The organism is Calothrix sp. CBUCES-K 9914, from assembly GCF_059640475.1.
Map to the genome: position 1 here is coordinate 1 of NZ_JBXXZH010000063.1, position 13,396 is coordinate 13,396.

General features: G+C 40.2%; 6 protein-coding genes. 2 read left to right on the plus strand and 4 right to left on the minus strand.

The window, feature by feature from the left end; all coding sequences use genetic code 11:
* Positions 1–85 precede the first annotated feature (85 nt).
* On the minus strand, positions 86–1,432 hold the full coding sequence (locus AC2JBO_RS16235) for a cytochrome P450 (protein WP_496954687.1): 1,347 nt from the start codon (positions 1,430–1,432) through the stop codon (positions 86–88).
* A gap of 59 nt (positions 1,433–1,491) precedes the next feature.
* Positions 1,492–3,384 carry a lipoxygenase family protein gene (locus tag AC2JBO_RS16240; protein ID WP_496954688.1) on the minus strand — a complete coding sequence of 631 codons (1,893 nt, stop codon included), beginning with the start codon at positions 3,382–3,384 and terminating at the stop codon, positions 1,492–1,494.
* Positions 3,385–3,636: 252 nt separating this feature from the next.
* Here AC2JBO_RS16240 and AC2JBO_RS16245 point away from each other — a divergent pair, with 252 nt between their 5' ends.
* Together AC2JBO_RS16245 and AC2JBO_RS16250 are read left to right on the plus strand one after the other, a co-directional pair.
* Complete coding sequence (locus AC2JBO_RS16245) at positions 3,637–4,197, plus strand: sigma-70 family RNA polymerase sigma factor (protein WP_496954689.1); 561 nt, start codon at positions 3,637–3,639, stop codon at positions 4,195–4,197.
* Positions 4,198–4,224: 27 nt separating this feature from the next.
* Entirely contained in the window at positions 4,225–4,812 is a 588-nt protein-coding gene (locus AC2JBO_RS16250; protein ID WP_496954690.1) for a cupin domain-containing protein, read from the plus strand.
* Positions 4,813–4,862: 50 nt separating this feature from the next.
* On the opposite strand, the gene AC2JBO_RS16255 is transcribed toward AC2JBO_RS16250, so the two are convergent.
* Both AC2JBO_RS16255 and AC2JBO_RS16260 read right to left on the minus strand, forming a co-directional pair.
* Complete coding sequence (locus tag AC2JBO_RS16255; protein ID WP_496954691.1) at positions 4,863–7,187, minus strand: hybrid sensor histidine kinase/response regulator; 2,325 nt, start codon at positions 7,185–7,187, stop codon at positions 4,863–4,865.
* Positions 7,188–7,635: 448 nt separating this feature from the next.
* Entirely contained in the window at positions 7,636–13,041 is a 5,406-nt protein-coding gene (locus AC2JBO_RS16260) for an ATP-binding sensor histidine kinase (RefSeq protein WP_496954692.1), read from the minus strand.
* Positions 13,042–13,396: the final 355 nt, after the last annotated feature.

Consider the following 13,396-nt stretch of genomic DNA (forward strand, 5'->3'; position numbering starts at 1 on the left):
GCTGAGTGCTGAGTGCTGAGTGCTGAGTGCTGAGTGCTGAGTGCTGAGTGCTGAGTGCTGAGTATAAGAACTCAGCAATCAGCGCTTATAACTGTTTTGTGAAGCCTTGTAAAATTAAGTTGTTTGGGGTAACTGCGGTGACTTTTTCAAAATCCCATTTGACTTCTGTAAAAGATTCCCACTGGTATTTCTTGAACAGGTATAAACAAAACATCTTGATTATACCAACCGATAAAGACCTACCTGGACACGCGCGTTCGTGTTCTTTGCCGTTCCAAGATAAAATATCTGAAAAATCACGCTCGATGTTAAAGGTGTCTGGATTTTCGTATTTTTTCGGGTCGCGGTTTGCTGTGAAAACTGAGCCAAGTAATCTTGTACCTTTTTGAAATGGACATTTTTGGCTACCTATTGTTACTTCACCTGGTTGTTTTGCTAGCTGGCTAACAAATCTTACGGGTGGATAGAAACGCGCGGTTTCTAAAATGACTTTATCGACTGTTTCTAATTGCTCCAGCGCGCGTCCATCTGGTGTTTCCTGTTCATTCCAAACAGCGTGTACTTCTGATGCTACGTTATTACTGAGAGCTTTATCTAGACATAATACTCCAATTACAGAACCTAGTAGTGCGCTTGTTCCTGCTGTTCCAGCTATATGAATTGTATCGAAAAGACTGTTAGCTATTTGATGTTCGTTTAATTGGTATTGGGCGCCTGTTTCAAGATAAGCTTTCCATTTAGGAGACTGTTTGTATTTCTCGATTAAGCGCTTACGATGTTGAATGCTGGGTCGAGTTTTGAAAGCTAGGAGCGTTTTACTAACAAAGTTGGGCAAGGAAGAGAGAATTAGGTTTTCGATAAATCCCACTGATGCTGTGACTTCTTCTTCTGATAATGATATATCGAAAACAAGTTTGTGCAACATCCAAACAATCATCCTAGGCAAATCTTTTCCAACGTGCAATTTGCCTTTTTGTGCTGCGTCTGCTAAAACTTTATCGACTAGATGCGCTAAAGTATCCGCGTTTTCAATTGGGTTTGGCAATGCTTGTAATATGACAGCGCGACTTCCCGTATGCTCTAAACCATTCATTCCCAAGGTTAGTGGGTTGTTGAGCATGTAACTTGGAGCTAATATTTTAATAATGCCTAAATCATTTCCTCGCCATTGAGGTTCTGTTTGCATTAGTTCTTTTACATCAGCATGGGAAGCGTGTATTATCGCTTGGTCTACTGCGTAAAATTTATCACCGATATTTTGTTTGCGAACGTTAAGAACATCTGTCCATGCTCTGAGTATAAGCAAACCATCTGTATAATAAACCCACAACCGCAGCAGCTTACCAACGGTTGTATCATAACCGACTTTGGCGATAATGCGTGATAACCAGAGTTGACGGTCGTGTGCTTTGAGTATTTTTTTCGGTTCCATAATTGTTTACCAGTTGTTTTAGTTCAAGCGTTTTGTTTCAATTCAAATTAGATATTTATTTAGATATTTATGCTTTGAGGAATTTTAGAAGGGAGTAGGTAATCGTAAGATGGACGCTTTGAATTACGCTCGTTGATAATAGCTTCAATTTGCTTGAGCTTTTCGTGGAACTTCTCCAACCTCGGTTTAACCTGTGCTGGAAAGTGATTTACTGGATAAGCACCCAGATTTTTGTAGTAAATAGAACCAAGTAAAGTCAGTATATTTAGTTGTCGTTGAGCTTGTTCTAAAGGTGGAAGTAAGTTTAAATAATCTTTTTCAGTTACTTCACCTTTGAGCGTCGAAGTTGGCATGTAACCTGCTAGTGGAACTGCGGGTGCATAGCTCATTACATTTTTTTGTGGATAGTTGACGGCGCCATGTTGTGCGCTAGCGGTGAAAATAATTAGCGTCGCAGCATCGATAAGATAATTGAGCGTCTGGATACCTCCATTTTGTTCACCAAAATCTGGTATACGTCCCCCGTCGAAAGCTTGAACTTCTGCTGCCCATACTTGGAGGTCTGTATCTTTTTGAATATCTTCATCCTTTGAATAATAAAGGCTTAAGTAGTCAGATACCCATTGATGAATGGCGTTCCAAATTAGCAGTGCATCATCTCGGTAGGGATAAACGGGCAGTTTTTCAGGATCGTCTACTCCGCGTTGTTTGAGTTGCTTCGGTAACATGGCGCCGTTGAAACTATAGCTTTGTAATCCAAGTGCGACTAAAACCCGTGAGTTATCAATTGTCGAACCGAGTAATTGATCGACTCCACCAACAGGTGCAATTAGAAGTCGTTGAGCTGCATCGTTAATTGCTAGAGTGCCTTCAAAATGAGGACGTAGAAGTAAACTCAAAGGATGAGTATTCGGTAATTGTCGGTGAGTTGCTATAACGAAAGGCCCTACAAATAAGTGAGTTCGACCTAAATGGCTGACAGCTTCATGGAAATTCGCATCTGCAATAGTTACGATTGTTTTGGCAAATAACCAGGCGTATTTGTCAGATTTGGGCGTGATAATTGGGTTATTGGCGCCACTCGTTTGACCGCACTGAATTGCAACCGCGCGCAGTAAAGGTGATGCATTTGAATTTTTAGGAACAGCAAAAAGCGCTATGGGAGCATATAAATACTTTTGATACTTTAGGTAAGTACCGTTGACTGCGTTGTCTAAAATTTTGTAGTCTGCTAAGTACAGCCTTCCAGAGTCGAGCGCTGCTTCCAACGAATCATCACTACCCATAACCTCTTGATACTGAGTATCTTGGATTGGAAAACGCGCGTCTAAACTAGTTACTCGTTCAATCATCAAGGGGTTAAAACCAGCTACTTGCATGTAGGCAAAGCTTTCATCTGCTTGGAAACTAGCTGCAAATTGTGGTGGCTTAAGCACCGGGAACAACTTATTGTAATCATTGAGACTGGTTACATGTCCGGTAGGATGTCCTCTTTCCAAACGGGCATTAACACGACCCAAAAGGTCTCGGAAAATTGAGAGTCCACAGTCCTTGATAATCGATAATAGCAACTCATCAACTTCGCGGAAATCTTTGGACATTCTGGCAAGGAGTAACTGAGGTGCTATTTGTAGAACTCGACCCAAGATACTAAGCTGTGTTGGAAGTGCTTCGGAGCGTACTGACTCAAAGATAAAATTTCTGATATCGTCGCGTAATGACTCAGAACCACGATTACCTCGGTTAGTAATTAGCGTGTTTACGAAGATAATCTTTAACTGCTTAACCAACAAACGATACCAAGCTATGGAGAAATCTTCCTTTTCCGGAAGCTTATCAACCATTGCCAGAGGCGGAATTCGCGTATAATTGTATTGATATTCCTGCCTTATTTTGTCTGAGATATTTGTAACCGTGAGATTCCTTAAATTAACTTCTGGTGGGGTAGTCATAAATACTTATTATTTTATTATACTTAGAGAACCTTTTTTATATATAATTGCGTTATTGCATAGCTACAATCCGGACTTTTGCAATTACTGAAACAAAATAAAAGATGTAGAGAATCTTGGTGATGGTATTTTAAATCACGTATAAATAACCGTGTAAAATATCAATTGATAATTACACATGTTATACATTTGTTATTTGTGTCTTGATACTTGGTATAATTGGTAGTCAGATAAAAAAAACTAAGCCTGTAAATGGATTGCCGACCCGTAGCTTCTGATGAAGCATTGATAAGTAGAATCGCTGCTGCTGACCAGACTGCTTTGTCTGAACTATATAATCGCTATGCCAAAATTATTTATTCTGTTGCCTTTAACAGCTTAAAATCAGTTGAGGAAAGCGAAGAAGTTGTGCTAGACGTTTTTTCTCAGGTTTGGCGAATCGCTGAACGTTATGATGCTGAATTGGGCAGAGTCGATACTTGGCTTTTTATGCTTGTTCGCAGTCGGATTTTGGATAAACTTCGCAAACAAGCCCGAAGTCAGCTATTATCCCCTGTTATAGCTAAACTTTCAGATATCCAAACCTCACCCGCAAATTTTGACCCGACTGAGAATGTACTAATTTACGAGCGACGCACGCGCGTGTTAGCTGCGCTAAAACTTCTACCTCAGTCGCAGCGTCAAGTTATTGAGCTAGCTTACTATCATGGTTTAAGCCATAGTCAAATTTCGGTTCAAACCGGTATTTCCTTGGGAACGGTTAAAACTAGAATTAGATTAGGATTAAATAAGTTGAAATCTGCTCTCGAATAGCACCCGTAAAACACCGTAAAACTCCCAATGGCTATTGAAAACTACTGTTTCTGCGAATTAGTTCCACTTTACGTACTAGATTTACTTACTGACTCAAAGCGGGTTTGGGTCGAGCGAGAGTTACAACAATCTCCAGAGCTCGCAGAAGAATTAGCTTATTACCAAACTGCTGCAACGGCTATTCCTTACGGCGCCCCTATTGTGCCAATGGCTACAAACTTAAAAGACCGACTGTTCGCACGCTTAGAATTGGCGCCACCTCAACCCCAAGATGATTCAGAAATAAAGAAGTCACTAACAACGGTTCGTCGTCAAGATTTTCAGTGGCAACCTCATAATGTTCCAGGTGTAGAAATAGCAACTTTATATATAGATAATACTAAGCGCGAACTTGTAGGAGTTTTACGCGCGCAACCTGGTGTTAACTATCCATTGCATCGTCACGCAACAGCTGAAGAAATTTATATATTGGAAGGTGATTTAGTAGTTGATGGTCAAACTTATGGCGCCTTTGACTATATTCGCTCCGAACCAGGTTCAACCCATGCTCCTCATACAACAGGTGGTTGTATGTTCATATATCGTACTTCTATGGATATTGAGTACATAACTTAATAATTGTAGGTTGGGTGAGGAACCCAACCCAACCCAACCCACAATCAAGCTCAAAAGTTGCATACTAGGCTGGCTACTACAGCAATTAGTTCTTTTGGTTCGATCGGCTTGGAAATATGTATTTGGTAGCCTGATGTAATTGCCCTAACTCTATCTTCATCCCGTGTGAAGGCGGTAACTGCTGCGGCTGGAATTTTTGTACCTACCTTAACCTCCCACTCCCGAACCTTACGGATAAAATCGTAGCCGTCGCCCTGTGGCATACTAATGTCGGAAAGAATTACGGTGGGTTTCCACGTAATTACTTCTGCAAGCGCCTCAATAGTTGAACTGTATGCTCGCACTTCTGCCCCAGAGTTTGTGAGTACTGTTTTTAATAGGTCACAAGCATCAAGCTCGTCGTCTACTACAAGCACCCGCGCGCCCTGAAGCTGAGACTTATATAGTAAGTTTGTTTCATCTTTTGGTATTAGCGAAGTGCTAATTTTTTTCTGGTAGTTGACAACTGGAAGCTTGATAGTGAAAGCAGCCCCTTTGCCTTCACCGTCGCTCGATACCTGCACCGTTCCACCGTGAAGCTCAACCAAGTGGCGAACAATTGCAAGACCCAGCCCCAGCCCCCCAAATTCTCTTGTAGTTGAGCCATCGGCTTGACGAAAGCGGTCGAAGACGTGCGGTAAAAATTCTGCTTTAATACCGACACCACTATCACGCACTATTAATTCGGCTTGCTCTGATACCTGCCTTAAACTAATCTTAACCTGTCCACCTTGAGGCGTGAATTTAATAGCGTTTGAGAGAAGGTTTGATACTATTTGTTGAATGCGATTCTCGTCTCCCAAGACAGGTTTGGTGTCGGTATCAAGTTGCAATTCTAAATTGATGCCTTTTGCTTCGGCGGTATGGCGCAGCGAATCTACCGTACTTGTAATGGAGGTGCCTAAGTCGAGTAACTGTGTTTTAAGTCGGAGTTTTCCAGTAATAATTCGTGATGTATCGAGGAGGTCATCCACCAGTTGTGCCTGAGCTTTCGCATTCCGCTCAATAGTTTTGAGCGCATGTTGTACCTTATCCTCTTTGAGCTGCTTCATAGATAGCAACTGCGACCAACCAAGAATAGCGTTTAAGGGAGTTCTAAGCTCGTGAGACACAGTAATTAAAAATTCATCCTTAAGACGGCTAGCATCCTCTGCTTTGGCGCGTGCAGCCTCGACCTGCGCTAAATTTTCGTCCCGTTCGCGCTCACGCTCTTGAAGAAGGTTTGCTGAGAATTTGAGCGACTCGCCTAAATCGGCTACTTCTTTGATGGAGGATTGACTAATACAAGGATATTCTCCCCTAGCAAGTGCTTCTGCGGCGGTAGCTGCTCTTACAATGCCGTCAGATATTTTTTGCGAGAGAATAAGGGCGCCTACACCACTTACCAAGAACAACGCCAACCCCGACCCAACAACGAGCCACATCGCGCGGCGAGCCGGAGCTTCAATTACTTCGACAGGAACAGCGACGGCAGTCTTCCACTGTGAAAAATTGGTTTGACTAAAGGCAACATATACTTGTACATTATCCAAGGTGGTTTCGCGGTAAACTTCTTCGGTCTTTTGAGCGATACGTTGCAAGAAAGACTGTGTACTCTTTTGCCCTATAAAGCGCTCAGGGTTGCGAGTGCGAGCTACAACAGTACCCCGTCCATCGATAACTGTGCGCGTCCACTCTCCATCTGTAGGTGTCTGGGTCTTGATTACACTAGTGAGTGCTTTTGGAGTAATTACAGCAGTAAGTACGTACCGTAGCTTGCCACTACGCATTACCGGGACGCGGATAGGAAAAGCCCATTCTTTACCTGTGCGCCCTTTAACGAGGTAGCCCACTGTTGTTAGATGTGTTTCGACAGTACGGCGCAGGCTTTCTGGCTCGTTAACAGAAGGTAACGGCGTACCAAAAGGAAGAGACGTGTTTACAACTTGATGACCATCTGGTGTTAGAAGAATCACAGTTAACCAAGTTGATTGGGTTTGTGCGGCGCGTTGCGCTTCAGCATAAAAAGCTTTGAGGTTGTCTTGGTCGAGTTGTTCAGATGCAGCAAGTGCTTGAAGCGTTCGAGCCGTGCTTGAGACTTCCCGCTCAACATTTTGCGAGAGGTCGCGCGCTGCTATAAGTATACGGTGTTCAGATGCAGCGCGCGCCTCTGTTGATAGCCTATGTACTACAAAGACTGCAAAAAGAGCAACTGGGAGTAAAGCCCCTGCTACAAGCAGCACAAGGTGCCACTTTAGAGGCGCCGCCCTACCAAAAGTCGTCAAATCATGATTTTCACTTTTACGCAACCTAGCTCCCAAATGTGAGAGTAAATTAGCCTTGGTTGATTTTGCCACGCTTTTTTCCCGAAACACAAGCTCGTAACTGGTGATTATAATTACCAATTGAGCTACAGCAGTGATAGTTAGAAGACATTCTAGCTTCTCTGTGCCCTCTGCGTCTCTGTGGTAAATATACAGTTTGAAAGGTTAAATTAATTACTAAAAATACACTGGCAGGCGGGATGCTTATCCTACGGTTTTTATTAAACTTGCTCTATTTTCTAGAGTATTGGAAAAAGCACTCTATGCACGTATCTGCTGACTGCGGCGCTATGAGTCGGCGCATACTCAAACTTTACGCTTCTCAGTATTGATGGCACGGCTTCGCCGTGCCGAGACCAATTGTGCCAGTTGCGTAAGTTCTGGATTCATCACTCCTCAAACACTTTCTCCACGAATTTCTCGCAACAATCTTATAATTATTAAGATTAAGAAAGTTAAGTTATATCAAGAGCAAAGATATTTACATTGACATCTCAATAATAAATTCCGTACCCTGACCCAGAACAGAATTACAACTCAATTTTCCGCCATGTGTTTCTTCAATAATTTGTTTAGCGATAGCCAACCCTAAACCCGTACCTTTACCGACATCCTTTGTAGTAAATAAGTGGTCAAATATTTTTGATTTGACTGATTCACTTATCCCCTTACCATTATCAGCAATTGAGATTTTTACCTTGTCGTTTTCGATTGAGGTTGTAATTATTATTCTGTTTATATTTGCCTTGATTTCATCAAAACTGCGTCCTATATTTGACTCCTCTAAAGCATCAATTGCATTAGCCAAAATATTTATAAACACCTGATTTAATTGCCCAGGAAAGCATTTAAATTGTGGTAAGTTACCATACTGTTTAACAACTTCAATTGCGGGGCGTAGCTCGTTAGCTTTCAGGCGATGTTTGAGAATTAAAATTGTGCTATCAATACCATCGTGGACGTTAAAAGGAATTTTATAATCTTTATCAGCACGGGAAAAAGTTCTTAAACTGGTGCTAATGTTTTTTAATCTATCACACGCCATTACCATTGCATCTATAATCTTAGGTAAATCTTCTAAGCTATAATCCAAGTCAATTTTGTCTGCATGAGCAAGAATTTCTTCACCTGGATTTTTTAAGCTTTTTTGATAGAGTTTCAAATGGCTAACAATATCTGAAAGGGTGGGTTTAGCTTGTTTGAGACTCGCAGAAATAAAGCCGAGAGGATTATTCATTTCATGAGCAACCCCAGCAACTAAATTACCTAAAGCTGACATTTTCTCGCTTTGAACTATTTGTAATTGGGCTTGTTGTAAATTCTGTAATGCTTGTTGTGATTGTTGATAAAGTCTAGCATTTTCTAGGGAAATGGCAGCTTGGGAGGAAATTAGATTAATTACTTGCAGACGTTCCTGAGTAAATACCCCGCTTGTGAGTTTATTCTCTAAGTATAAAATCCCAACTAAATGCCCTTGATTAATAATTGGGGTACATAAAATGCTCTTGGGTTGATACTCTAGAATGTATTTCCCAATCAACCCAGGAATATCTGTTTGGCAATTATTTATAACAAGGTATTTTTGAGTATTCTTGACATAATTGATAATTTTTATGGGAATATCTTGGCAGGTATCTAGTAATTGTGGGTTAAGGATAGTTTCTGTTTCGCCTTGGAAACTATCTTGATAATTAAGCGAGGTAATTGCTCGTATTTGCCAAGTATCATCTTGAGGAAGAATTAAGACAGCTTTTTTCGCACCAGAATTTTTCAGGATAATTTTGGTGAGAGTAGTGACGAGTTGATCTAATTCGATGCTGCTAGAAATAGTTTGAGCAGCTTTGAGGATAGAGGTAAAATCTAGGGTATCAGAAATACTGGTGCTACTAGCAGTGGAGGTATTAGCAGATGAAGATGTTCGAGTAAAGGTAGTGTTGGCGATAGTTTCCCAAGGATTGAGGGTAAACTGTCGCTGTTGCAGGATAGGTTTGAGTAGTTGGGGATAGCGTTTTTCTAAGTCATCGGTTTTGCCTTTCGCTCCCCATTTGGCGTAGCAATAGTAGCCTTCTTGCATATAGCCTGCCGCGACTTTCTCTTTGCCCCAATTCAGGTATAATTTAGCTGTGAGTTCGTTAGCTAAGGCTTCTTCTTGAATAAAACCATTTTCTTTTGCTCCTTGGATCGCGCGCTCGTACATTTCAAATGCCCCGACTTTATTCTCTAAAACTCGTTGTTTTTCTGCTTCGACTAAACACCATTTATGTAAATAATTCATAGGAGCATTTTGCGCCCACTCGTGCAGCATAGTTTGATGGGTTTCCATTTGAGCAAAAATTTCGGCTTGCTGATGTTCTGCCTGTGTGGGGAAGAGTGCTAGGTAAGTTAATGCTGCATAAAAATGAAAAATAGGAACATAAAGCGTTCCCGATAATGCCATCAAATATAGCTTAAATTCGGCAATGTTGTTGATTGCAACAGTGTAATCATCAAAAGAGTAGGCAAGCAGAAGTTTGTAAAAATAAACCTCTGCGAGCGCGGTGAAATCATTATCTTGGTGGTGTTTGGGGATCATCACTGTTTCATCGTAGGCATTGCCGATTAGGCAATGAGGTTGACTGACTGATTCAATCAAGTTTTCTGCCACTTGTTTTGCCAAATCCACATATACTTGAGCAGAATATTGTTTCACCTGAGCCAAAGCCATACTATAGTCAGCCATATTTTTGACAAAACTGCCCAGTTCCGCACCACCAAAAAACTTGGCATTACTATGGGTAGCCAGAGAATAACCAGCATATGAGAAATTTCCAGTTTGTATACCTGTATCGTAGGCTGTTTTCAGAATAGGAATTGTAGCATTCAATCGCTCTTGGCGGTGTTGAATAAAAGAGCCAAACAGAAACATTACGATGGTCTTGTTGTCTTGTGTATTAAATTTTTCAAGTAAATTTATAGCAAGTTGACCAAAAGCATAGCCCGCAACTGCATCTCCCAAAAAAGCAGACATTACCATACCATGAATAGCATAGCCAATTGTTGATGCCACACTGTTGCCAGATTGGAGAGATAGGCTGACCATAGTTGAACTGAGCCACGGTAATAAACGAGGCATCCCTTGGATGATTGGTGCAAACAACATACCCATCAATTGCATTGCTGCTTGAATAGTACCATCAGTTGTTAGTGGCAGATCAATGAATTCTTCAACTTCTATATTTTCGAGTTGATGAGCAAGAGTTTGTAGTGCTTTGTCAATTTCGGTTTCGTCAGGTTCATCCGGCAGTTCAACCCCTAATTGCCTTAGTGCTTTTCTGCCAATAGTGACCGCTTCCAATACATTACTTTGTAAAGTTTGCGCTCCAATTTGAATTTCGTAGACTTTAACTTTATCTAAAACTATCTGAGCTTCTTGCAACACCTTTAATGCCATTTTTTCCATGCTTTCAAGGTCACCATTTAAGTAGGCAGTTTCAGTTGCAAGCACATGAAGGTTCAAAGTTAATTCATATTGACTTTCCCAACAGTTAGCCGTCAGCAACTCCAATCCTGTTTGTACAAAAGTTCTCGCCGCTGAATATGCTGTAGAATTCTTAGCTTTCTGTCCCGCTGCTAAGTTAAGTTGAGCTAAGGTTTCCTTTTTACTTGGTTGAGTAATTAACTCAATTCCTAAATTTAAATGCCCGACAATATCAAATAGCTTTTCTTCTTTTTCTATCTCTGATAAGTTGTCTTGGAGCAGTTGACCGATTTTGAGATGGGTTGCCTGTTTCTGCTCTTCTGGAATTAGGGAATAAGCAGCTTGCTGTACTCGGTCATGTAAAAATTTATAATTAACAATTTGATGCGCTTCTTGCTGATTAGCTTGTTCTTGGATCCCTAGATAAAACTTATAAACCTCACTTTGCGGTAATATCAATCCCTCCTGTAAAGCTTTCCACAAAGCGGTAGCAGTTTCCATTTCTGATTGTTCGGAAACAATCGCTAAAGTAGCTAAATCAAATTGATTACCAACACAAGCCGCTAATTTTAAAGCATTCTCAGTTGCTTCGGGTAACTTTTGCAACTGCAATGCCATAAATTTCACGACATCATCAGTTAAGGCTATTTCTCTTACTTTGGTAATATCACACTGCCAATAACCAGCATCTAAATTAAAACTAATTAATCCATCTTCATACAAAGCTTTGAGGAATTGGCTACTAAAAAAGGGATTTCCTTGAGTTTTTTGATAAATCAACTGAGTTAATGGCTGGGTAACATCAGCAGTACAATTTAAAGTGTCTGTGGCGAGTTGATTTAAGCTGTCTTGGCTCAAGGGTTCTAAAGTAATCGTATTAATGACCGTACCAGTTTTAGTAATCTCATCCAAAGTCATCATCAAAGGATGTGCTGGAAACACTTCATTATCTCGGTAAGCACCAATTAATAATAAATATCCTTGGGATGATTTATCCGTTAATAATTGCATCAGTTTCAAAGATGCAGAATCAGCCCACTGTAAATCATCCAAGAAGATAACTAAGGGATGTTCTGGAGTAGTAAATACTTGCAGAAACTTTTGAAATAATAAGTTAAAGCGATTCTGTGCCGCAGTTCCTGATAGTTCTCCTGCTGCTGGCTGCTGACCAATTATTCTTTCTAACTCTGGGATGACTTCAATAATTACCTGTCCATTTCCCCCTAAAGCATCTAATATTTGGCTTTTCCATAACTGATTTTGTGCATCGCTTTCTGTTAACAATTGTCCGATGAAATTGCGGAATGCTTGTACAAGTGCTGAAAAGGGAATATTACGGTTAAATTGGTCAAATTTGCCTTTGATAAAATAACCACGTTGTTTAACGATGGGTTTATGAACCTCGTTAACCACCGCAGTTTTGCCAATACCGGAAAAACCCGCTACCACCATTATTTCAGTTTTTCCGTTTGACACTCGCTCGAAAGCATCTAGCAACTTCTGTACTTCTTTTTCCCGCCCATAGAGCTTTTCGGGAATAATAAACCTGTCACAAATATCTCGTTGAGCAATTTCAAAAAATAAAAATTTGCCATTTTTTTGAAGTTGAGCTAAACATTTTTCTAAATCGTGCTTTAAGCCCAAAGTACTTTGATATCTATCTTCGGCATTTTTCGCCATTAATTTCTGAATAATATTATTCAAAACTTCAGGAATTTTATCACTGTTAATTGAAGGGGGCATTTTTGCAATATGACAATGCACTAATTCCATTACATCGTCACAGATAAATGGCAAATTACCTGTGAGTAATTCATAAAATGTGACACCCAAAGAATAAAAATCACTGCGGTAGTCGATTCCCCGATTCATCCTTCCTGTTTGTTCAGGGGAAATATACGTGAGTGTTCCTTCTAAGACGTTGGGACTTTTGATTTCTTGGGATTCTCTGGGAAGTAAAGATGCAATGCTAAAGTCTATTAATTTAACTTGTTTGGTTTCAGGGTTAATTAAAATATTGCTGGGTTTGATATCTTTATGAATAGTTCGATGACGATAGAGAATATCTAAAGTGTCACATAGATAAATTGCTATTTGTAAAAATTCTTCTAGAGATGGGATATGATTGTTGGCGAAGTAATCTTTGAGGGAAATTCCCCCAAAGTCTTCCATGACTAACACATAACCATTTTGGAACGGTTCTAGACTATAGGTTTGGATGATTCCGGGAAAACTGAGATTTTTAGCAATGGTGTACTGATTGCGAAATTGCAATAATTCCGAGAAGCTGGGGTAAGGATTTTTCAGTAATTTAATTACCACTGGTAATGAGTCAATTTCTCGGAAACCCCGATAAACTAGGGTTCTAGAACCATCGTAGAGTTGTTCGCTAATTTGATATCCGGGAATACTGACTTGAGTGCTAATCATAGTGTGTTCATCCTTGAAGTCGTTACATTTAGTATTCCCAGATACGCTAAGTAATTTACATCAAGAGCAAAAACAGGGGTGTTGGTAACAATTTCAACACGAAAGTATATTAATAGGTGTAAGGAATTGCAAACGTACATTTACAGTTTTTTACATTTAAGGATGGCTAATTTCAATTTATGCAGTTCTAAAATAGTGGCTAATTAGAGCTTATGTACTATCAAAGCGCAAAGTAATATATTTGTATTGTATAAATACTTTTTGACCCTAGTGGCGTTTATACAAAAATTTACATGCTTTACAACTTGCATAATTCCAAAATCTATCCCCTATAGATAGGTATAGTTTTTCACTG

Bases quoted from the DNA above. Each gene is read 5' to 3' on its own strand.
- AC2JBO_RS16245 (WP_496954689.1), top strand. From the start codon at position 3,637: ATGGATTGCCGACCCGTAGCTTCTGATGAAGCATTGATAAGTAGAATC.
- AC2JBO_RS16235 (WP_496954687.1), bottom strand. From the start codon at position 1,432: ATGGAACCGAAAAAAATACTCAAAGCACACGACCGTCAACTCTGGTTA.
- AC2JBO_RS16240 (WP_496954688.1), bottom strand. From the start codon at position 3,384: ATGACTACCCCACCAGAAGTTAATTTAAGGAATCTCACGGTTACAAAT.
- AC2JBO_RS16250 (WP_496954690.1), top strand. From the start codon at position 4,225: ATGGCTATTGAAAACTACTGTTTCTGCGAATTAGTTCCACTTTACGTA.
- AC2JBO_RS16260 (WP_496954692.1), bottom strand. From the start codon at position 13,041: ATGATTAGCACTCAAGTCAGTATTCCCGGATATCAAATTAGCGAACAA.